The sequence below is a fragment of the Sediminibacterium sp. FW305-C-49 genome, from assembly GCF_058231085.1.
Map to the genome: position 1 here is coordinate 826,111 of NZ_JBIQXS010000002.1, position 21,110 is coordinate 847,220.

The window sequence follows — 21,110 nt, forward strand, 5'->3', positions numbered from 1 at the left end:
TGGCATAAATTGTGTAACTATGCCCGCATCTACGGGAATGATACTATGAATCAGAAAAGGATCGCCATATTTGGCTCAACAGGATCAATCGGAACACAGGCACTGGATGTAATTGCAGCCAATCCCGACCTGTTTACAGCAGAAATACTTACCGCTCAAACCAATGATGAACTGTTGATCAAACAGGCACTGGCATTTAATCCGAATGTGGTGGTGATTGGCGATGAAAGAAAATACAACACCGTAAAAGAAGCACTCAGTGGTACTGATGTAAAAGTATTTGCCGGTGAGAAAGCCCTGATAGAAGCCGCCGCCATGGATTGTTATGATATGATGCTGGCTGCCATTGTAGGATATGCAGGACTCAAACCCACACTGATGGCCATCTCCAACGGGAAAGCCATCGGGCTGGCCAATAAAGAAACACTGGTAGTAGCAGGAGATATAGTGGTGCGTATGGCCATGGAGAAAAAAGTGCCGATTATTCCAGTAGACAGCGAACATTCAGCCATATTCCAGTGCCTGGTAGGAGAAGGAAGAAATAAGATTGAAAAAATTATACTTACCGCAAGTGGCGGACCTTTTCTGGGAAAGAAACCCAATTTCCTGGTGAATGTAAAAAGAGACCATGCACTACAGCATCCCAACTGGAACATGGGGGCCAAGATCAGCATCGATTCGGCTACACTCATGAACAAGGGATTGGAAATGATTGAGGCCAAATGGTTGTTTAATCTTCATCCCGATCAGATAGAAGTGATGGTACATGCCCAAAGTATAATTCACAGCATGGTACAGTTTGAAGATGGCAGCATTAAAGCACAAATGGGCCTGCCCGACATGAAACTGCCCATCCAGTATGCCATGGCTTTCCCGGAAAGGATACCCAATGCATTCCCCCGGTACGATTTCCGAAAACCCAATACCCTCACATTTGAGGAACCCGATACCAAAACCTTCCGTAACCTGGCACTGGCAACAGAAGCCCTGTATAAAGGAGGTAATATGCCCTGTATACTCAATGCTGCCAATGAAATAGCTGTTTTCGCCTTCCTGCGCAACCGGATCGGTTTCCTGGATATGACCGAAGTGGTGGAACAAACCATGCAAAAAACGGCTTTTATCGAAAATCCAACACTTGAAGAGTACTTTGAAAGCGATGGAGAGGCCCGTAACTTCGCCGCTTCCTTGATTCACATGTAATCTTTACCTATTTTCACACCTCTATACTGCACGAAAAATGAGGTATTTTAATCTAAACAATCAGTAATCCTGTATGACATTATTAGCAATTGACTGGGGTAGTGTGGCAGTTAAGGCCGGACAATTCATTTTATCTTTTTCCATTTTAGTCATTTTACATGAACTCGGACATTTCTTACCGGCACGCTGGTTTAAATGTAGAGTAGAGAAATTCTACCTGTTCTTTAATCCATGGTTCAGTCTGTGGAAGAAAAAGAAAGGTGAAACAGAATATGGTTTGGGCTGGGTACCATTTGGCGGTTATGTAAAGATCGCAGGCATGATTGATGAAAGCATGGACAAGGAGCAGATGAAATTACCTCCGCAGCCATGGGAGTTTCGTGCGAAACCAGCCTGGCAGAGATTAATCATCATGATTGGTGGTGTAGTAGTAAACGTAATACTCGCCATTGTAATTTTTATTGGTATTACATGGGTATGGGGTGATGAATACCTTCCGGTGAAAAACCTGAAATATGGTGTACATGCCGACTCTCTCTCAAAATCGATTGGTGTGCAGGATGGCGATAAAATTGTTGGCATCAATGGGAAACCATTGGAAAATTTTGCCACACTTGAATCTGAAATGGTGTTGAATGATGCACAAACCATATTGGTAGAACGTGAAGGCACCGTAAGGGCATTAAATGTACCGGAAGGATTTACCAAGCAACTGGTAAAGAACAGGAAAACAGGAGGGATGGCGATACCACGTTATCCTGCTATCGTCGATAGCGTGTCGGCAAAAGATGCAGTATTTACCGATGGCAAATTGCAAAAAGGCGATACACTGATTGCACTCAATGGAACACCGATTATTTATTACCATGAATACCAGCAACTGGTAAAAACTTTTGCAGATTCTATTATCACACTTACTGTATTACGTGGAACAGATACCGCAAAAGTAAAACTGTTGGTGAATGAAAAGGGTAGGGCCGGATTTTTTGCAGTGTCGCCCCTCGCTATCTTCGGAACAGTAGAAAAAAAATATACACTGATGCAGGCCATCCCTGAAGGCTTTAAGCGCTGCTGGGAAACACTGGATCGTTACATTACAGGCCTCAAACAATTGTTTACGGGCAAACAGGATGTAAACGATTCATTAGGAAGTGTAATCAGTATTGGTAACACTTTCCCCGGGGAGTGGGACTGGCAGCGTTTCTGGACGCTCACTGGTATTTTCTCCATTGTATTGGCCTTTATGAATATTCTGCCCATACCTGCACTCGATGGCGGTCATGCTTTGTTTACCTTAATTGAAATGATTACCGGACGTAAACCCGGCGATAAATTCATGGAGTATGCACAAATGGCCGGAATGATTCTTTTATTAGGATTGATGGCCTATGCACTCGGACTCGATTTCTGGCGTTTATTCAAGTAAGAAATAACATAGCATAAAAAAGTGCTCAACTAACAGGTTGAGCACTTTTATTTTGTACAATACAAAAAGACGCTGCGAAACCTTCGTTACCTCTTTTCTCAGCGGTAGAAAAGGAGCAGAAGCGCTTCACCGCAGAGAAATAAGAGCGCAGAGATTTCGCAGAGTCGTTGATGATTTTTATAACTGAAAAAAATAGGGAGTGTTTTATTGCTAATTTCTTCTTCTTTTCTGCCAAACTAAATTTTCAAGCAATAAAAGATGATTGTATGCAGGGGAATAATAGTAGAAAGTACCTACTCCCATCTTAGTCACTCTTTTTTTCCAGGGGTCAGGCAACATGGAAGCCATACTGGCTATAAAGAAATAGAACTCTTCATCTTCAATCAGGTAAAGTAAGCTGGTTGTTTGATCGTAAATAATTTCAGGTGGTTGAACGCCCCACCGCAAGAGGGAAGTGCTCAGTATTACTTTATCCATAAAACTATTGGCAGAAGCCAGTGCCGTTTTCGTATCTGCTATCAACTGCGGTTTTAGTTTTTCAAGCGAGGAGATAGGCTTCAATGACATCAGCCTTGAAATATGGTATAAAATATTGGGCAAAGTAGCATAATGCGGAGAAACATAATTGGCAAACTCTATATGCTTATTGGTTTTAATCATGTCCTCTATCAGGTATAAACTGGCTGAATCCGCGGCTGTCCATGGCAGGTTATAAAACTGAACGAAGTACAAAATATTCGACAATACACTGATATCAAAATCAACCGGCATTTTTTCACCAAACCAGGTTGAATAAGCACCTATCTTTTGGTACGCTGGAAAAGTATTGGTCACTTTTTTAATACCATTATTGGTATAACCCTGCATGAGCTGGTGCACTTTTTTTGCAACCGAATCACTGCTTCGTTGTGCCATCAGTATGATCACGGTATCATCAAGATCGTCGGGTAATGACCTGCTCTTGTTAAACAGGTTGAGCCAACCCGAATGGGGAAATATCTGTGGGTGATCGGTGGGCCAGAAATTATAGGTATCCCTTCCGTTTTTTCTGTTTTGAAAAGTTGGATAGACAGTTTGCGTATTGGCAATGATCTTATTTGCCTGTATTTTTTGCGTAGCTGATAAATCAGCTTTAATATCTTCTAAAGTAAATGCCACCAGTCCTGTAAAAAATGGGTTGATGTCTGCTTTATACCTCGTTTTATTGAGTGCATACATACGGTAAGATGGTATGCTACCCTTGGGGAATACCTCATTGTTCTTTGCCTGCAATTGATCTATCCGTTGTAACAGTCTTGATATAACAAGACTGTCATTGGCGCTGAGGCAGGTAGAAAGCAAGAGTAGAAAAAACGGGATGCAATGTTTCATCTATGGTAAAAATACGCTGTTTTATGGTTTGGTATTTCTTAGCCATTGGCTGGTTGGCTCTTTGATAAAAACAGAAAGGAAATGCCATGGCATTTCCTTTCTGTTGCTGGTGGAGTCGAGGGGAGTCGAACCCCTGTCCAAACATCGCTACCATTAGCTTTCTACATGCTTATTTCATGATTAATTGTCGGTGTACTGCCGGACATGAACAAACCAACAATACACTTAGCTGGATGGTCTTAAGCAACAGTCACAGCCTTCTGTTACAGCAACCTGTGTTTATTTTGAGTCGGCGGTGGCACCTGGTAACAGATCAACCTGTGCGACGGCCCAAATGACTATCTAATCACTGATTAGGCAGCCATGGCATACTGTGTATTGCCATTTGAAGTTTGAATATTCAGATTAAAGTGCTAATTATCCAACGCACTGCATGCTTACACCAACCGTACCATATGCTGTCAAAACCAGTACGACCCCGGTAAGTTTGCAAAGTTACGATTTTTCAACGGGAGATTTCTACCGATTTCGATAATGCAGAAGTTAAACCTTTGGCTAAAATTTCCATCAAACGCATTACCAGCGGGCATCGACCAGAAAAATGGGTCCATTGTCTTTTTACCGATCTGGTAAATCCGTCCATTTGAATGCCATTAGTTTTGCTACCATTCCATATGCCATTATCCTGTCAACACCGAACAATTCATCATAGCCCAATACAAACCCATTTTATTTCATGAAAACAACCGGAAGACTGTCTCTCCTGCTTTTACTGGTAACGCTTTTTAGCAGTGCCACCATCACCCCAGAAAAAAAACCTAGAATATTTGTCTCAGATTATGAGAATGTACTGGGTACATCCATGGAAATAAAAATTGTTGCCGGTCAGGAACAGGATGCGAACAGCGCCGAAAAAGCAGCACTCGCAGAAATTGACAGGCTCAACATAATATTAAGCGGCTATGACCCATCCAGTGAGTTCAGTCAATGGAAAGCAACAGTCCATACGGCAAAACCCGTTTCAGCAGAATTATTTGAAGTGCTTTCCCTGTTTCAGCAATGGCATGCTAAAACCCATGGAGCATTAGATGCTTCAGCAGAAGCCATCGGTAAACTCTGGAAAGCAACAGCCAGGGAAAACAGAACACCTTCTGAGAAAGAAATACAAGAAGTAGTACATACCATCCGGCAACAACATTATGTGCTCGATAAAAACAACCAGACTGCCACACATAGAACCAATGCGGCACTGATGCTGAATTCCTTTGCTAAAAGTTATATCCTTCAAAAAGCGGCAGATGCAGCGCTGAAAGTGCCCGGTGTTCAAGGCGTAGTGGTAAATATAGGTGGTGATATTTTAGTACGGGGAGAGCATACAGAACAGGTGATGATCGCCAATCCAAAAGCAGATGCTGAAAACGATCTGCCCATCTCACAAATACAGATAGCCAATAAAACTGTGGCCACCAGCGGAAATTATCGCAGAGGATTATTGATCGATGGTAAATGGTACTCGCATATTGTAGATCCGAGAACAGGATATCCCGCAAACCAGGTAATCAGCGCCACAGTAATCGCTGATCAGGCTACAGATGCGGGTGCACTCGCCACTGCATTAAATGTGTTGAGTCTGAAAGAAGGGGAAGAACTCGTTGCTTCGATACCAGGAGCCGAATACATGCTCATTACGGCCGATGGTAAAAGAATAGAGAGTGATGGCTGGAATGAAGTAAACCCTGGTAAAACAATTGTGTCAGGCAATACCAAATCGGTTACAGCCGCCGCAAAAGATTGGGATACCAAATACGAACTCGCCATTAACCTTGAACTGGCTACTATTGAGGGAACAAGAATACGTCGCCCATTTGTAGCCGTATGGGTAACAGATGCTGATAAAAAACCAGTCCGCCTGCTGGCTCTCTGGTTCAACAAACCCAAATGGTTAAACGATATGCGTTCCTGGTACGCCACTTATTATGGACAGTTTTCATCAGGTCCCAATAATATCAGCTCCACCAGCAGTGCTACCAGAACACCGGGAAAGTATACCCTGAAATGGGATGGCAAAGATGATAATGGTAACCTTGTAAAACAGGGTACGTATACCATTTTTATTGAAGCGGCACGCGAACATGGTACTTACCAGATCATGCGGCAGGAAATAAAAACCGGGAAAGCACAACATATTGATATCGCCGGAAACCCTGAAGTAAGCTCGGCATCGCTGGATTATCAAAAGAAGTCGAATGGAAATTAAACAGGGCTCTCAACCGGTAGCAAAACTGCCCGGCAAGAAACAATCAGAATGGAAAAAATTTACGGCACGTTACTCGCGCTGGCTACATATTTACCTATCGATGTTCAGTTTTGTCATCGTGTTGTTTTTTTCTGTTACGGGTATTACACTCAATCATCTTGAGTGGTTTGATGAATCGGTGGAGAGAGAAAACAAAATCACCGGAACCATACCCGCCAACTGGGTGAATGCCACTGATACAACACAGATTAAAAAACTGGAGATTGTTGAATTACTGCGAAAACAATATGCGATCAGGGGTTATGTGAGCGATTTTATGATTCAGGAGGACCAGTGTCTGGTGTCTTTTCGCGGACCGGGCTATAGTGCAGATGCATTTATTAACAGGCAGGATGGAGCGATGCAGTTAACTGAGTTAAAACTTGGCGCCATTGCCATTTTGAATGACCTGCACAAAGGGCGCGACAGTGGTAATGCATGGAAATGGGTCATTGATCTATCGGCCGTTTTTTTAATCATCGTTTCATTAAGCGGACTCGTTATGTTGTTTTTCCTTAAAAAGAAAAGAATAAATGGCTTACTGATTGCCTTGCTTGGCGGAGTGGTTTGTTACATGATTTATAAAATATGGATCCCCTGACCAGCAAAGTAGGGACAATAAAAAAGGGATGTTGTTAGGCATCCCTTTTTTAATATTATCATATATTGATCAGAATTCATCTGAATCAAGGTCGGTAACATTGCTGTCAGCAGGAGGATTACTTGGTGGCGGATTTGGGGCCACATAAATCGTCTGGTGATAGAATTTATTGGATGGTTTTACCTGGTTCATTTTCTCATTGAAAATATTCAGGTAATTATTGTCTTTGTTGTTCTTGCCAAACACTTCTTTCAGGTGAGAGAAGAGGTCCATCGAACTGCTTTCAAAGGCAGTGGTTTCGAGACTGATCAGTTTGATATTAGCATCCACATACTGGTTCATTTCTGTATTAATGATGGTACAATGAATATTACCTTTCAATACAGAATCTTTACAGAGATTAACCCTTAAGCCATATACAGAACCTTCAAACTCACCTTCTACTTTTATGTCATTACAAATGATCACACCTGTCATTACACCGGTAGGGGTAATATGAACGGTCTTTTTACTGTACAAAACACCATTGAAATTACCATCGAGTACAATATCGTTCTCAGAATCGAGTACACCCGAAACATTGGTTGATTTGGTGATGATCAGTTGTTTGTCTTCCGGAAAAGACTGGTTACCGAAACCGGCATTGGGGTCGTGCAGTAATTGTTCCCTGAATTTGTTCATGGTTTGCTTTTTTAAGCGGATAACTAGGTTGCAAAACTAAGCTTTGCGGCTGTTTAAAGATCAAGATACAAATTATTATTTATTTGTAAAGATTTAGAGATCGGTACCAAATAGCGGATAAACCACATAATTTGGTTATCTTAAACGTCCAATTATTCATAAAACCATATCCGATCCTATGTTTTTTCTCAAAAAAAGCAAGTCAGAGCCTATGCTCCCCGCCGTACAGGTGGTCTCGGGAGGCTTTTATTTTGGTATTATCCGCACCATTTCACCCATTCGTATTGAAGGCGATTTTAAGGGTATTATTTTCTGTAACAACAAAGTCATCATCGACCGGAAAGCAACCGTAAGTGGCGATATTCTTTGCCATGAAATAGTGGTGGGGGGATTAATTGACGGAAATGTAATCTGTAAAAACAAATGCATGCTGAATGAAGATGCAACGGTAAACGGAGTGGTAAGAACGGCATTGTTTGAAAACGAACCCAATAGTTCTGTATCTGGCCCTGTATATGTGAACAAGGAAAATACCAATATCAATATCGATGAGTATTATGAGCTCTTCAATAAAAAAGAAAACCTCGAGAAAATCAAGAATGAATATTTTTCTTTACCACAAAAATTAATTCTGATCAGTTGATATTTGCACATGCACGAAACCGTACAACAACTGATTAAACAATTCGCCCTGCAGCCACATCCGGAAGGGGGCTATTATAAAGAAACCTACCGGTCAGCGGAAATAATTTCGAAAGAAGCATTACCAGACCGTTTTGCCGGGGAACGGTATTATTCATCTGCTATTTATTTTTTGCTGGAGCAGGGTAATTTCTCTGCCTTTCACCGTATTCAAAGCGATGAGTGCTGGCATTTCTATGCAGGTGATACTTTATGGGTTCATATGATCTCACCCAATGGACAGTTTACAACCATTCACCTCGGAAACAAGCCTGGTACCCAGTATCAGTATGTAGTGCCGGCAGGGTATTGGTTTGCATCTGAAACGGCACCGGGTGGCAGTTTTTCTTTTGTAGGATGTACGGTTGCTCCGGCTTTTGATTTCGCAGATTTTGAACTGGCAGATAAGGAAACACTCTCTCAACAGTTTCCCCAACATCGTAAAATGATTGAGCGATTGTGCAGGTGAACCTTTACACTTTATGCTGATAAAGACGTATCACCCAGTAAGCCAGTACACAAAGCAGGAGGATGGTAACAATGGTGATCATTGTCCATTGCTGGCTGTTTAAATTTCTCCTGAGTTTTCTTTTGCGGTCTTTGGAAGTTTGTTTGCGTAATTGCAGCTTTAACTGCGCCGCATATTGCTGCATTTTTTGTTTGTCCTGAAATCCCTGTAAACCTTCTACTGCATCGTTGATGAAATCAGAATCTGCCATCTGTTTCTCAATGGCAAAACGTTCCTCATCCGAAGCATTGCCCTCCAGGTAACGAAGCAGGTCGTCATTTTTTATGCGATCGTCCTCATGTAATATGTCTTTCAAATCGGTCATCAGGCTTGTTTCATTTTCTTTTCAACCAAAATTTTGAGGTTTCTTTTTCCATTCTGAATATGGCTCTTTACCTGTAATAAGGTAAATCCGGTCTGGTCGGCAATTTCCTGGTAGCTTCTTTTTTGCAGGTAGAATAAAGTTACACATGTTTTCTGCTCCGCATTTAATTCATCCAGTGCATTTTCAAGATAAGTAAGCGCCACTTCCTTCTCCATCAGCGACTGCTTATCGGTTTCCTGCGCGGTGAGCCCCCTTTGTTCTTCGGCTGATACGATGATATGTTTATCGCGCAGCTTCATCAAACAGTGGTTTTTGGCCACCATATAGAGCCAGCTTTTCAGGTAATCTACTTTGTATTTACCCAGTTCGGTAATGGCTTTTAAGAAAATCTGTTGTACGGCATCTTTAGACTCTTCTTCATTTTTCAGGTATTTCATACAAACACCCAGCAGGAGATAGGTATAACGTTCGAGGAGAATACCCAGCCATTCATTATTACTATCGATATAAAAACGTTCGAGTAATTCGTTATCGCTGATATGTGAGTATTTCTCTGAAACCACGCTTTAAAATAGCTATTTCTTATTAGATGCCCAACCTTTAAAATTCCATATCTTGAACACAAATAATAACTATGTCATTTGTTATGCCGGTTGTGGCTGTTAGTCCTATGCGTAAAGAAGCGGCACATCGTTCAGAAATGGTGAGCCAGTTAATGTTTGGAGAACTGGCAACCGTATTGGAAACATCAGGCGATTTTGTACGGGTACATACTTTGTATGATGAATACGAAGGATGGTGCCAGCAATCGCAACTGGTTTTTATGGAAGAGGCTCCGGCGATACATACGAACCTGTTAAGCCAGGGCTGGTCATCGGTTGTGGAAGTAAATGGCGCAGCTATGATGATTGGTGGAGGAACGCCACTGGATTTGTTTTCAGGGAATACATTGTCGTTGCCCGGTTTTCATTTTGTATACCAGTCAGCAGGCTGGCAACCTGCTACAGCAAAATTTGAAGAAGCACAAATTAATACCATCGCTAAACAGTACCTGAATACTGCATATTTGTGGGGCGGACGTAGCGTATTTGGCATTGATTGTAGTGGCTTTGCGCAACAGGTATTCCGGCATTTTGGCATACGATTACCACGCGATGCTTACCAGCAGGCAGCCATAGGGGAGACGATTGGTTTTTTACAGGAAGCACGTTGTGGCGACCTGGCTTTTTTTGATAACCCTGAGGGCCGCATTACACATGTAGGCATCATGTTATCAGCAGATACCATTATCCATGCATCCGGACAGGTTAGAATTGATCCGATTGACAATATGGGTATTGTGCATGCACAAACCGGGAAAAGAACCCATCAGTTGAGAATCATCAAAAGGTACAGGTAATAAAAAAGCAACCCTCGGGTTGCTTTTTCTATATTACTCCAATAGTAAATCTTACATAATATCCATGCCTTTGGCAAAATAAGTAACGGTGCCAGGTAAAGCCAGCCAGAAGAACTCACGGTAAACAAACAATAAAACGATCATTGCAGCAAACCAGAAAAAGAAAAGGGCCCAGTATTTAGCAGTGGATTTTTTTGCTTCCATTTTTTTCAATTTTGGCAAAGATAGGGTGATGGGTTGAATCGGCATCAGCCTTTTTCATGGTTTTTTTCGGGTGATTGGATAGTGGCGCTATGTACCGGGTCTTTTTTATGCGTTGAGCGGTCGAAAAACAGCATCTTCACCGAAATCAGAAACAATACCACGGCAAATACTTTTTTCATTTTTTCATCACTCAATGAAAGAGATAGTTTACTTCCGAGAAAACCTCCTGCAACAAATGCCAAAGCCACAATCAGTACATAATTAATATTGATGTAACCCTGCTTATAATATTGCATAACAGCCAGTATGCCAATAGGGAGCAGCATAATGCCCAATGAGGTTCCCTGAGCCTGTTTTTGGGTAAAGCCCAAAAGCAATACTAAAGCGGGTACAATAATAATGCCGCCACCAATGCCCACCAGTCCGCTCAAAAAACCTGCGGCAAGCCCTATTAATATCAGTAAAATAATGGTTGTTGTATTCATGGGGTTTATTTGTTACCAAAAGTTTCTTTATAAAAATCAATGGCTTCCTGAACAATAGACAATGCTTTGGCCTTATCACCAAAATCTTCTACAACCACCGATTTATTTTCCAGCTTTTTGTATTCTTCAAAGAAATGCCTGAGCTCATCAAAAAAATGCTTGGGTAATTCTTCAATATTATTATAATGGTTGACACCCGGATCGGTAGCGGCAACAGCAATAATTTTATCATCGGGGTCGCCGCCATCTACCATCTGCATCACACCAATTACTTTGGCATCCATCAGGGTAAGTGGTTGTACCGATAAAGAAGTAATTACCAGTATATCCAGCGGATCTTTATCACCACCATAAGTCTGTGGAATAAATCCGTAATTGATCGGATAATAGAAAGAAGAAAAAATAACGCGGTCGAGCCTCAGTAAACCGGTTGTTTTATCAATTTCATATTTACAGCGGGAACCTTGTGGTATTTCAATAACTGCATTCACAACACGGGGTGCCTGTTCACCGTAATGAACGCCATGCCAGGGATGAAGAACGGTTGATTGCATGATTAGTTGGTTTAGTCGTTTGATCCAATAATGGTATAGGCCGATCAGAGATTCGGGTTAAAAGTATATTTAAAATCAACCAGCCATTTTTCTTCCTGCTTCACCACTTTTACTTTCAAAGGTTGCTGATCGAATGAGTTGCTATAATAAATAATAGAAGTAACCGTATCCACATCGCTCACTTCACTGATATTGATGGAAGCTGTTCTTAATTGCTGCCGACCCTCTTTGTCATAGTTCCTGAATTTGGCTTCTGCTCTTTCCAGATGTCCCTTATTAGTACTGTCATCAACCATATACCATTTTGCTTTGGTAAAATCTCCTTTCAAACAGGCATCTATAAACTCACGCCCTGCATCAAGTGCATTTTCGGCAACAGGGTAAGTATTTGTTGGCTGACTACAGGACATTACCAGTACAAGTAATGACAATAATAGTTGTTTCAAGCTCTTTTTTTGATAAAGGTAATACGGTCTTTTCAAACCCTGCCATATTTCAATATTTAAAGGTTTTTTTGACGATTATTTACGAATGCTCAAACAAAATCACTGTTTCTATAGAAATAGCTATATATTGAAGAAATATGCAGCAGAAAAAAAGCTTTGTTTATTCCCAGGAATCTGAACCCCATCGCAATCGTACTAAAACCATTCTGAAGGCGCATCCGCAAATCAGGAACCTGATCGGGAAAAACCCACTGACTATTTTTGCTATAGTTGCATTGGTACTGTTTCAAACACTGGGAGGCTGGGCCGTAGAGGGACAATCCTGGTGGATCGTTTTTGCTGCCGCCTATATTGTAGGAGCATTTGCCGATCATGCATTGTTTGTGATGATACATGAATGTTCACACAGACTTATTTTCAAATCGCCGGTGGCCAACAGGCTGGCAGGTATTTTCGCCAATATGCCGCTGATATTTCCCAGTTCGGTTTCATTTGAAAGATACCATATCAAACACCATTCTTTTCAGGGCGTACATGAGCTAGATGGCGACTTACCCAATCATTGGGAGGCCAAACTGATCGACAATTATTTTATCGGCAAAGTAATCTGGCTTTTGTTCTATCCTTTTTTTCAACTGTTTCGTATATCAAGGTTAAAAGAAATCAAACCCTTCGACAAATGGATCGCCTTAAACTGGCTGGTACAGATTGTTTATGTTACGGCCATCACTGTATTGATTGGTCCGAAAGCACTGGTATTTATGGTACTTAGTTTTTTCTTTTCTGTTGGGCTACACCCATTAGGCGCACGCTGGATACAGGAACATTACCTTACACATGGCGAACAGGAAACCTACAGTTATTATGGTGTGTTTAACCATGTAGCATTCAATGTGGGTTATCATAATGAACACCATGATTTCCCCTCTATACCCTGGAACCGTTTACCTGAAATCAGAAATACGGCACCAACTTTTTATAATTCGTTATCCTATCATACATCCTGGACAAAACTCTTCTTCCGTTTTTTGTTTGATAAGGAGATCAGTCTCTACTCTCGTATTGTACGTAAAAACAGGGGGGCTGTGCCCTTATGTGACCAGTCAACACCCGATATCGCCACTCAAACGAGCTAAACGCCGAATTAACAAGTATTTTACAGTTTAATTTTTTTAAGAACCTGTTATGTACTACTTTTGCACCCTGAAAATGAGCAGGTAATAACATCTCGCGGGTTCGCTTTGATTTCTGCACCAACGATTGACTTTATTTCCCCCTGATACTGCTCACTAAAACATAGTGTAAAGAATAAATTGAAATATTATGAAGAGTAATGTAATGCCTTCTATTGTCCAAATAGAAGCAGAAGAACTGAAAGAACTGGTTAGAGAGGTAAAAGAAACTGTTGCTGTTGATGTACTCAACACAAAAAAACAAACTGTGAGCACTCCATTTGGAGCCATTGACCTCTGGAAACTCCGCAGAAATGTAAGAACTGCGCGTGCATCATTCCATTGGGAGTATTAATACCTCATACCAATTCATTTCATAAAGTCCTTCCACATAAGTGAAGGACTTTTTTTATGTTAGAAATCTTTGTAATTTGAGGAAACAAATCCTGCTATGAAACAGTTATGTTTTTTCCTCGCTGTACTATTTACCCTGTGTACAAATGCACAAACGCCCGGTACTAGAATCTCGCTGAATGAGAAAACGATTGTAAAAGATTCAGTCGGTACGATTTATCCCTATGTCATCTGGCAAAAATTATTGCAAACAGGTGAATATGACATTAAACCCTTCAATATAAAAGCTGATCCGCCCGAATTTCTATTGGTGAGATTAACTGAGGCAGAAATGAAAGCGCGTGATGAACGGCTGGCCAAGCCAAGGGAGAGTGCTTATTTCAGAACGGGAACTAATATCAGCAATGCAAAACTGGTAACACTCGACAAGAAAAAATACAACCTTAAGGATCTGGCAGGTAAAGTAGTGGTATTGAATTTCTGGTTTATCAATTGTCCGCCCTGTCGCATGGAAATACCCCACCTGAATAAGATGACCGACAGTTATAAAGGCAGGGAAGATGTAGTGTTTCTCGCTGTGGCACTGGATGAAGCATATGAGCTGAAACAGTTTTTGAAAGAAATGCCCTTTAATTATGGCATCGTAGACGGAGGCCGGTACATCGCATCGCAATACGGCATTACATCATATCCTACCCATGTGGTATTGGATAAAGAAGGAAAAGTGGCATTCCATACATCGGGTTATGGTATGGCAACAGTTCCCTGGTTAAAAAAATCGATTGATGCGGCACTGGGAGGGAAACCGGGAGAAAACTGATAAAACAGAGAAACAGAGGAATGTCGGATATAGAAGTGGTTGAATTTTGTGAATGATATAATGGACTGTTTATTTTTCTATCCAGCTAAAATCTGCTGATTTAGGTACCGCTTCAAATACTTCGCGGAAAGAATCGGGTGGAACAGTGAGCTTACGGATTTTGGTATCGAGCCAGGCGCCATCAATATGGAGAATGGCACTCAGTGTGTCACTATTTTTCCAGATCTCATGTTGCATGCTCCAGCGACCCATATCGTGGGTGGCTTTGGTGAGGGTGAGGTTCAGTTCAACCTTATCACTAAAACTGATTTCCCTTTTGAAAATACATTCCTCCCTGAACAAAATGGGGCCTGTATGTAATTGCATCAGCAGGGAAGGGGTAATGCCTCTTTCCGTCATAAACGACATCCGCACAAAAGCTCCCCAATCGTAATACACTGAATGACGCAAATGAAAATTAGGATCCAGATCGCTCCAGCGTACTTCTACCTGTTTACTGTATGGGGTATTGGCCATTGATCATTTTTTGTGGAAAGTTAACGCTTTAAGCTTTTGAAAGCTTGTTGAAGCGCTAAAAGGGCGGTTCTGTCATTCCGGGATTTCGATTCAGCTTTTTTGGCATCATTTTTTCATAGTAGTAGTTGAAATCCTTTATAAATGCATTATGTATGAAAAAATCAATCATTTTTTTTCTGCTTGTCTTTATTATAGCCGGATGTAAAAAAGAAACCACCAGCAATATTATCAGCGGACCAACAACGAATGTTGATAAACAGGCTGCTGGAAATTCTGCTGCCGGGTTACTGGCCGCAGATACCTATACCTCTCTGCGTATAGAATTGCAATATGCACCGGGGATGCAACCACAGACGCAAACCCTAACCAATCTCAGTAATTTTTTATCGGAACGACTCAATAAACCAGCAGGCATAACAGTAGTCACTAAACAGGTAAATTCATTGGGAAAATCTACAGTGAGTAATGCAGATATTACTGCTTTTACAGACCAGTACAGAACACTGTACACCGATGGTAACCAGATAACGTTATATATTCTTTTTGCAGATGCCGATTATTCTACGAGCGGGGTTGTAGGGGTGGCTTATCGAAATACAGCCATCTGTTTATTTGAAAAAACAATACAGGCCAATAGTGGGGGTATCAACCAGGCCAGCAGGGTAAAAGTAGAAACCGGTGTACTGTTGCACGAAATAGGTCATCTGCTTGGACTCACCAATAACGGCACATCTATGGTTACGCCGCACGAAGATGGGGCCAACAAAGCCCATTGCAATAACAGCAACTGCCTCATGTATTACAGCATCGAAACAACTGGGCTCATGAATATGCTGAGCAATGCAGTTCCTACACTCGATGCCAATTGTTTGGCAGATTTAAAAGGGAATGGAGGAAAATGAGGGAGGAGGAATAAGAAATAAGGAATAAGAAGCTGTGGCAGTGTAAAGAAAAAGGGTATAAATTTATAGGACTCATCTCCTTCTTTGCGAAGCAGAAAGGGGCGGGGTGAGTTGAAAATAAATGAACGAATCAGAAAAAATAGCCGCACTCTTCGAAGCCTTTTATGATGGCGAATGCTGGATTGGTCTCAACTTTAAACAGGCCATCAAAGGGGTTGATGCAATATTGGCAGCCAGAAAAAAAGGAGAAGCTTTTAATTCTATCTGGCAACTGGTGAATCATATCATCTATTGGCGCAAAACAGTGATGATAAGATTGCAGGGAGTACTGGGCAATCCTCCCATGCCCGACTTCTATCAACCCGATACTACAGATCAAAAAAACTGGAAAGAAACCCTGCTTCATTTTGAGGAAGTACAAAGAGAACTGGTAAACGCTATCGGAGCATTTCCGCCCGCCAGTTTAGACCATGCCTCACCCATGAAAGGGCAAACCTATTATCAACTACTCATTGGTTGTTTGCAACACGATGGCTACCATATGGGGCAGATGATCCTGTTAAAAAAGGATAAGGCTTGAAGTAAAATCAAAAGCCAAGAATTCAAGAATTCAGTCCTTCTACCACAATGCTTTGCCCTGGTAAAAATCAAGTAGTTTCATACGTAGTATATAATCGTATTTAGCAGCTACAAAATTAGCATTGGCCCTGTCTACATTATTCTTAGCCAGCATATATTCTACCACTGTATTTACACCCGAATTAAAACGCACTTCTGCGGCTTTGAAAGAAGCAGTAAAATCTGCAACCTGTTTTTCCAAAGTCTGGTATCTTTCAAAAGAAGTATTCATGTTAACATAAGCCTGGTCCACGGCACGGTGTACTTGTGTCTTTATGCTTTCCGATTCGAAAGCAGCGCGCTGTTCTGAAATTTCAGCCTGCCTGATTCTTGTCTTTGCCTGCATTCGGTTGAGTATGGGAATCTGCAGATTGATGCTGATAGAAGAGTTGAAATTATTTTTCCACTGGTCGCCATAACCAATCTTCTGTGAGCTGAAATTACTTTGTGGCGCAAACACCGGTATTTTAGTATTGTTCACCGTTACATATTGAGGTGTGGCTACATCGGCTGTACCTAATAGTAATTGTTTGCTGGCTACGCTTGAATAGTTGGTGCCTAATCCGCCATTCAAACTCAGTGTAGGAAGCATTAACGCGCGTGCTGTTAAAACTGTTTTACGTGCGCTTTGTTGCCTGAATTCAGCCGCTTTAATCATGGCTAATTGCTGTGTGGCAGTTTTAAAAATCTGATCAGCATTCACATCATATAGTACTGGCGTATTCTTGGTATCCAAAGGCTCCAGTTCCATTGCTGGTGAGTAGGGCTGGTTCATCAACTGCGCCAGACTGATCTTCGCAGTTTCAAGACTGTTCCTGATGTTAATCATTGAAAGCTGATCTCCGCTTAACTGGCCCTGCATATCGTACAATGTTGCAGGAGCAATGGCGCCGCTGTTGTTGAGAATAATGAGACGGTCAACCTGTCCCTTGGTAACGGCTACCTGTTTTTCTGCAATGCCAAGTTGTTCTTTATTACTCAAGACCTGCAGATAGGCCAGTATTACATTGATGGTAACATTGTCTTTCTCCTGCTGCCAGCTCATTTCACTCGCCTGCAGGTTCAGTTGGTTTTGTTTGATGGAATGGTTGATGGCAGAACCGTTCCAAATGGTGATGCTGCTGTTGATGCCATAATTGGCCTGCGTAATTTCGCTGTTTACATAACTGTTGGTGAATGGGTCAATACTTCTTCCCTGGTTAATACCATGTGAGATATTACCATTCAGTGAAGGCAGGCGGTTTGCTTTGGCTTGTTGCAGACTTGTTTTATCTGTTGCCAGTTGATAGGCTGATTGACGCACCTGTAAATTATAGGCAATAGCTGTTTCAATACAGTTACGCAGACTGAGCGGACCAGTCTGGTTTTGTGCAGAACCCTGTTGGTATAAAAAAACAGCTATAATGACAATGATATGTTTCATAATAAGTATTGTATTCCTTTTATTTTTTTTCGACCCTGCCATCCAGCAGTTCAATGATTCTTTTTCCATAACCGGCATTTTTCTCTGAATGGGTAACCTGTATAATCGTGGTGCCGTTTTCCTGGTTCAGTTGCTGAAACAGTTCCATAATCTCTTCACCCTGTGATGAATTGAGGTTGCCGGTAGGCTCATCGGCCAGTAATAGTTTAGGCTTTGTTACAATGGCCCTTGCTATGCCTACGAGTTGTTGTTGACCACCTGAAAGCTGTGAAGGGAATAGATCTTTTTTTCCGACAATATTGAAACGATCCAGTATATCAGCCACCATCGCCTGTCTTTCCGATTGTTTGATGTTATGATACAAAAGAGGAGTCTCAATATTCTCATAAACAGTTAATTCATCTATGAGGTGATAGGCCTGGAAAACAAAACCAATGTTTTCTTTATACAGTTGGGAACGCTGTTTTTCTTTCAGTGAAAACACATCTGTATCATTTAAAAAATATTGACCTTCTGAAGCTTCGTCTAGCATGCCGATAATATTGAGTAGGGTAGACTTACCGGAACCCGATGGCCCCATGATAGACACAAAATTCCCCTCAGCAATTTCGAGGTTGATGTCTTTTAGAATAAATACACGGTTACTGACTGTATTTACCCATTTGAATATGTTCTTGAGTTGTATCATGATATGGGGAATAAATTATGCATGAATGTCTTTGTTGTTATTCTGATCTTAAATTCTTTACCGGGTTTTCCATGGCTGCTTTTATCGCCTGGATACTAATGGTGAATAAGGCAATGGCGGCAGCGGTTAAACCAGCCAGCAGGAATATCCACACTTCAATATTGATTCTGTAAGCATATTCATTCAGCCATTTCGACATTACCCACCAGGCAATAGGTGTAGCGATCATAATACCTACCCCTACGAGTACAATAAATTCTTTGGAGATGAGCTGAACAATATGGCTGACAGATGCTCCTAGCACTTTTCTGATGCCTATTTCTTTGATTTTTCTTTCAGCCGTAAAAGCTGCAAGACCAAATAATCCGAGAGCAGCTACGAGAATAGTGATGACGGCAAACAAAAACATCAGTGTGGTTATTTTCTGATCGGTTTTGTATAGTTTGTCAAAGTCCTGGTCTAAAAAACTGTAATCAAAAGGAAATTTTGGAAACAATGCTTTCCACTTGGTTTCAATGACCGATAACTGATCTCCTATATAACCCGGAGAGAGCTCTATGAAAATGGTATTTAGCCAGCCCGACCGTCCATGTATCATCAAAGGAATAATTTTTTCATGCATACTTCTGAAATGAAAATCTTTTACAACGCCAACAATAGCACCAGTATCGCCATTCCAGTTAAATCGTTGACCCACATATGGCTTGCGGATACCGAGTTCCTTAACAGCGGTTTCATTTAATATATAAGCATGTTCATCGGCTTTGTTCTGGTCCATCAGCCAGCGCCCTTCTTTAATTTCGATGTTGAATAGTTTAGGAAACATGGCGTCAGCCGATAATACAGCGATGGTGGGATTGAAATCCTTAGGTCTTCCATCCCAGTCAAATGATCCTGATGAAGCACTTTGATGATCGATGATGGAACCACTGGCCTGCGAAACTCTTTTCACACCTGGTACCTGCAAAAAAGATTGTTGCATGGTTTGAGTGAAGGAAGTAATTGCTTCATTACTCTTTCCCTTCATCGCAAACCAGGGTACTGTTACTTTGAGTATCTGATCTTTTTGATAGCTGCTATCTGTTTGCTGAATATGTTGCATCTGTAAATAGGCAATGATGGTACAGGCAATGAGCGTAACAGAAATGGTAAACTGTGTTACCACTAACGCTTTTCTGAACAGGCTGTCTTTGATCGTGGGTAAACTGCTACCTCTTAATACCTGTAAAGGTTTAAAAGAAGTCAGTATCAGGGCTGGATATACACCATTTAATAAAGTAGCAATGGTGAGTGTACCCAGAATAATGGCCAACACCGGCCAGTTAGATAGTGACAGACTGAAATTGTTTTCTGTAAACCGGTTAAAATAAGGTAGAAAAAACTGAACAAGTAACATTGTGATGCATAAAGCTGCTAGGCTAACAAGAGCAGATTCGAGCATAAGCTGAAAGAATAGTGTTTTGTTACTCGCACCATTGATTTTTCTGATACTGATTTCTTTGGCACGTATACTGGCTCTAGCGGTACTGAGATTGACATAGTTGATACAAGCCGTTAATAATATCAGAAGGGCAATTACGAGGAATACAGTTACCATTTGCTTATTGGTATGTTCAAATGTGTAGTTCTGTAACCCAGTCTCAAAATGCATGTCCTTTAAACCAACCAGCGTACTTTTAATAGTGGAGTCCTCTTTGTTTTTTCTTAGTATACCTGTAATCTTATTTTCAACCTTTTTCTGGTTACTGTTTTCATTTAGTCGTATAAATGACAGGTAATTAAAGTTGCCCCAGCTCATATCATTTTTCCTGCGTGCTTCATTTTTCATGATACCTGCGAGATTGCTGAGTATTTCAAATCTGAAACTGGAGTTAGGCGGGTTGTCTGCTACAACAGCATTCACTGTATAATAGAGACTGTCCATTTTCAACACCTTACCAACTGCCTCTTCATTACCAAAATATTTTTTTGCTTTTGAGTCTGTTAAAACCAGTCCATAAGGATTTTGAGCGAAATCTTTCAGACTACCCGATTGCAGTTTGTAGCGGAACATGGAAAACCAGTTGCTGTCAACATAAGCAATATTCGATTCTTTCAATAAGCTTCCCTTTTGTTCAAAAATGAGTGGCAGCCAGGTACCTGTCATCATCTTTGTTACCTGATTGATCTCCGGAACCTGTTTTCCCATCATATCAGCATATGGCAGTGGGGAGGATTCCCATACCCATATTTCACCAGGTGATACCTGTATATGATTGGTAACACGATAAATTTGTGAGGCCTTGTTGTGATAATTATCGTAATTCAACTCATTGATAACCCATATCATGATCAGGAACGACACTGTCATGCCGATAGAAAGTCCACTCAGGTTAATAAGTAGTGTTCTTTTTTGTTTGATGAGGTTACGATAAGCATTTTTAAACATGGTATCCGG

Annotated in this window: 24 protein-coding genes and 1 other RNA gene; 12 read left to right on the forward strand and 13 right to left on the reverse strand. The window is 41.2% G+C overall.

Annotated features, from left to right (window positions below):
* Positions 1 to 45 precede the first annotated feature (45 nt).
* Together ACH3Z1_RS11045 and rseP are read left to right on the forward strand one after the other, a co-directional pair.
* Positions 46 to 1,203, forward strand: coding sequence for a 1-deoxy-D-xylulose-5-phosphate reductoisomerase (locus ACH3Z1_RS11045; RefSeq protein WP_490822032.1), 1,158 nt, complete (start codon positions 46 to 48; stop codon positions 1,201 to 1,203).
* A 73-nt stretch (positions 1,204 to 1,276) separates the two neighbouring features.
* Entirely contained in the window at positions 1,277 to 2,629 is a 1,353-nt protein-coding gene (gene rseP / locus ACH3Z1_RS11050; protein WP_490822033.1) for an RIP metalloprotease RseP, read from the forward strand.
* 210 nt (positions 2,630 to 2,839) lie between these two features.
* Here rseP and ACH3Z1_RS11055 read toward each other — a convergent pair whose 3' ends face one another.
* A complete protein-coding gene (locus ACH3Z1_RS11055; RefSeq protein ID WP_490822035.1) occupies positions 2,840 to 4,000 on the reverse strand; it encodes a hypothetical protein in 1,161 nt (386 codons plus the stop codon).
* Positions 4,001 to 4,107: 107 nt separating this feature from the next.
* Positions 4,108 to 4,480, reverse strand: a transfer-messenger RNA (tmRNA) gene (ssrA, locus tag ACH3Z1_RS11060).
* 256 nt (positions 4,481 to 4,736) lie between these two features.
* On the opposite strand from ssrA, the gene ACH3Z1_RS11065 reads away from it, so the two are divergent.
* Positions 4,737 to 6,257, forward strand: coding sequence for a DUF2271 domain-containing protein (locus ACH3Z1_RS11065; protein ID WP_490822036.1), 1,521 nt, complete (start codon positions 4,737 to 4,739; stop codon positions 6,255 to 6,257).
* Positions 6,247 to 6,897 carry a PepSY-associated TM helix domain-containing protein gene (locus ACH3Z1_RS11070; RefSeq protein ID WP_490822037.1) on the forward strand — a complete coding sequence of 217 codons (651 nt, stop codon included), beginning with the start codon at positions 6,247 to 6,249 and terminating at the stop codon, positions 6,895 to 6,897. The genes ACH3Z1_RS11065 and ACH3Z1_RS11070 overlap by 11 nt, the downstream gene beginning before the upstream one ends.
* A gap of 69 nt (positions 6,898 to 6,966) precedes the next feature.
* Here ACH3Z1_RS11070 and ACH3Z1_RS11075 read toward each other — a convergent pair whose 3' ends face one another.
* Positions 6,967 to 7,578 carry a bactofilin family protein gene (locus ACH3Z1_RS11075; protein ID WP_490822038.1) on the reverse strand — a complete coding sequence of 204 codons (612 nt, stop codon included), beginning with the start codon at positions 7,576 to 7,578 and terminating at the stop codon, positions 6,967 to 6,969.
* A 211-nt stretch (positions 7,579 to 7,789) separates the two neighbouring features.
* On the opposite strand from ACH3Z1_RS11075, the gene ACH3Z1_RS11080 reads away from it, so the two are divergent.
* Positions 7,790 to 8,221 carry a bactofilin family protein gene (locus ACH3Z1_RS11080; protein WP_490822039.1) on the forward strand — a complete coding sequence of 144 codons (432 nt, stop codon included), beginning with the start codon at positions 7,790 to 7,792 and terminating at the stop codon, positions 8,219 to 8,221.
* Between the two features lie 9 nt (positions 8,222 to 8,230).
* Entirely contained in the window at positions 8,231 to 8,728 is a 498-nt protein-coding gene (locus ACH3Z1_RS11085; RefSeq protein ID WP_490822041.1) for a cupin domain-containing protein, read from the forward strand.
* Positions 8,729 to 8,732: 4 nt separating this feature from the next.
* Here the strand turns inward: ACH3Z1_RS11085 and ACH3Z1_RS11090 are convergent, their stop codons facing one another.
* Together ACH3Z1_RS11090 and ACH3Z1_RS11095 are read right to left on the reverse strand one after the other, a co-directional pair.
* Positions 8,733 to 9,092 (reverse strand): hypothetical protein, encoded by a 360-nt coding sequence (locus ACH3Z1_RS11090; protein WP_490822042.1) that lies wholly within the window; start codon positions 9,090 to 9,092, stop codon positions 8,733 to 8,735.
* Complete coding sequence (locus ACH3Z1_RS11095) at positions 9,092 to 9,655, reverse strand: RNA polymerase sigma factor (protein WP_490822043.1); 564 nt, start codon at positions 9,653 to 9,655, stop codon at positions 9,092 to 9,094. The genes ACH3Z1_RS11090 and ACH3Z1_RS11095 overlap by 1 nt, the downstream gene beginning before the upstream one ends.
* Positions 9,656 to 9,726: 71 nt before the next feature.
* Between ACH3Z1_RS11095 and ACH3Z1_RS11100 the strand changes: the two genes are divergently transcribed.
* The gene (locus ACH3Z1_RS11100) at positions 9,727 to 10,491 is read left to right on the forward strand and encodes a C40 family peptidase (protein ID WP_490822044.1); all 765 of its coding nucleotides are present in this window, start codon (positions 9,727 to 9,729) and stop codon (positions 10,489 to 10,491) included.
* A gap of 51 nt (positions 10,492 to 10,542) precedes the next feature.
* Here ACH3Z1_RS11100 and ACH3Z1_RS11105 read toward each other — a convergent pair whose 3' ends face one another.
* The 4 genes from ACH3Z1_RS11105 to ACH3Z1_RS11120 are packed head-to-tail and all read right to left on the reverse strand — an operon-like array spanning position 10,543 to position 12,180.
* Positions 10,543 to 10,695, reverse strand: coding sequence for a hypothetical protein (locus tag ACH3Z1_RS11105; RefSeq protein WP_490822045.1), 153 nt, complete (start codon positions 10,693 to 10,695; stop codon positions 10,543 to 10,545).
* Positions 10,696 to 10,739: 44 nt separating this feature from the next.
* The gene (locus ACH3Z1_RS11110; protein WP_490822046.1) at positions 10,740 to 11,180 is read right to left on the reverse strand and encodes a TSUP family transporter; all 441 of its coding nucleotides are present in this window, start codon (positions 11,178 to 11,180) and stop codon (positions 10,740 to 10,742) included.
* A 5-nt stretch (positions 11,181 to 11,185) separates the two neighbouring features.
* The gene (locus ACH3Z1_RS11115; protein WP_490822047.1) at positions 11,186 to 11,734 is read right to left on the reverse strand and encodes an inorganic diphosphatase; all 549 of its coding nucleotides are present in this window, start codon (positions 11,732 to 11,734) and stop codon (positions 11,186 to 11,188) included.
* A gap of 44 nt (positions 11,735 to 11,778) precedes the next feature.
* Positions 11,779 to 12,180 carry a hypothetical protein gene (locus tag ACH3Z1_RS11120; protein ID WP_490822048.1) on the reverse strand — a complete coding sequence of 134 codons (402 nt, stop codon included), beginning with the start codon at positions 12,178 to 12,180 and terminating at the stop codon, positions 11,779 to 11,781.
* A gap of 137 nt (positions 12,181 to 12,317) precedes the next feature.
* On the opposite strand from ACH3Z1_RS11120, the gene ACH3Z1_RS11125 reads away from it, so the two are divergent.
* The 3 genes from ACH3Z1_RS11125 to ACH3Z1_RS11135 all read left to right on the forward strand — a co-directional run bounded on the left by ACH3Z1_RS11125 (position 12,318) and on the right by ACH3Z1_RS11135 (position 14,526).
* Positions 12,318 to 13,316, forward strand: a complete 999-nt coding sequence (locus ACH3Z1_RS11125; protein WP_490822050.1) for a fatty acid desaturase — start codon at positions 12,318 to 12,320, stop codon at positions 13,314 to 13,316.
* A 187-nt stretch (positions 13,317 to 13,503) separates the two neighbouring features.
* Positions 13,504 to 13,707, forward strand: coding sequence for a hypothetical protein (locus ACH3Z1_RS11130; RefSeq protein WP_490822051.1), 204 nt, complete (start codon positions 13,504 to 13,506; stop codon positions 13,705 to 13,707).
* Positions 13,708 to 13,803: 96 nt separating this feature from the next.
* Positions 13,804 to 14,526 (forward strand): TlpA family protein disulfide reductase, encoded by a 723-nt coding sequence (locus tag ACH3Z1_RS11135; protein WP_490822052.1) that lies wholly within the window; start codon positions 13,804 to 13,806, stop codon positions 14,524 to 14,526.
* A gap of 69 nt (positions 14,527 to 14,595) precedes the next feature.
* Here ACH3Z1_RS11135 and ACH3Z1_RS11140 read toward each other — a convergent pair whose 3' ends face one another.
* Positions 14,596 to 15,042, reverse strand: coding sequence for an acyl-CoA thioesterase (locus tag ACH3Z1_RS11140; protein WP_490822053.1), 447 nt, complete (start codon positions 15,040 to 15,042; stop codon positions 14,596 to 14,598).
* Positions 15,043 to 15,194: 152 nt separating this feature from the next.
* Here ACH3Z1_RS11140 and ACH3Z1_RS11145 point away from each other — a divergent pair, with 152 nt between their 5' ends.
* Together ACH3Z1_RS11145 and ACH3Z1_RS11150 are read left to right on the forward strand one after the other, a co-directional pair.
* On the forward strand, positions 15,195 to 15,944 hold the full coding sequence (locus ACH3Z1_RS11145; RefSeq protein WP_490822054.1) for a M12 family metallo-peptidase: 750 nt from the start codon (positions 15,195 to 15,197) through the stop codon (positions 15,942 to 15,944).
* A 121-nt stretch (positions 15,945 to 16,065) separates the two neighbouring features.
* Positions 16,066 to 16,524, forward strand: a complete 459-nt coding sequence (locus tag ACH3Z1_RS11150) for a DinB family protein (RefSeq protein ID WP_490822055.1) — start codon at positions 16,066 to 16,068, stop codon at positions 16,522 to 16,524.
* Between the two features lie 39 nt (positions 16,525 to 16,563).
* Here the strand turns inward: ACH3Z1_RS11150 and ACH3Z1_RS11155 are convergent, their stop codons facing one another.
* Genes ACH3Z1_RS11155 through ACH3Z1_RS11165 form a run of 3 tightly spaced genes read right to left on the reverse strand, consistent with a single transcriptional unit; the run spans position 16,564 to position 21,101 of the window.
* Positions 16,564 to 17,985, reverse strand: coding sequence for a TolC family protein (locus tag ACH3Z1_RS11155; protein ID WP_490822056.1), 1,422 nt, complete (start codon positions 17,983 to 17,985; stop codon positions 16,564 to 16,566).
* A gap of 19 nt (positions 17,986 to 18,004) precedes the next feature.
* Complete coding sequence (locus tag ACH3Z1_RS11160; RefSeq protein WP_490822057.1) at positions 18,005 to 18,673, reverse strand: ABC transporter ATP-binding protein; 669 nt, start codon at positions 18,671 to 18,673, stop codon at positions 18,005 to 18,007.
* Between the two features lie 37 nt (positions 18,674 to 18,710).
* The gene (locus ACH3Z1_RS11165) at positions 18,711 to 21,101 is read right to left on the reverse strand and encodes an ABC transporter permease (RefSeq protein ID WP_490822058.1); all 2,391 of its coding nucleotides are present in this window, start codon (positions 21,099 to 21,101) and stop codon (positions 18,711 to 18,713) included.
* Between the last annotated feature and the right edge of the window lie 9 nt (positions 21,102 to 21,110).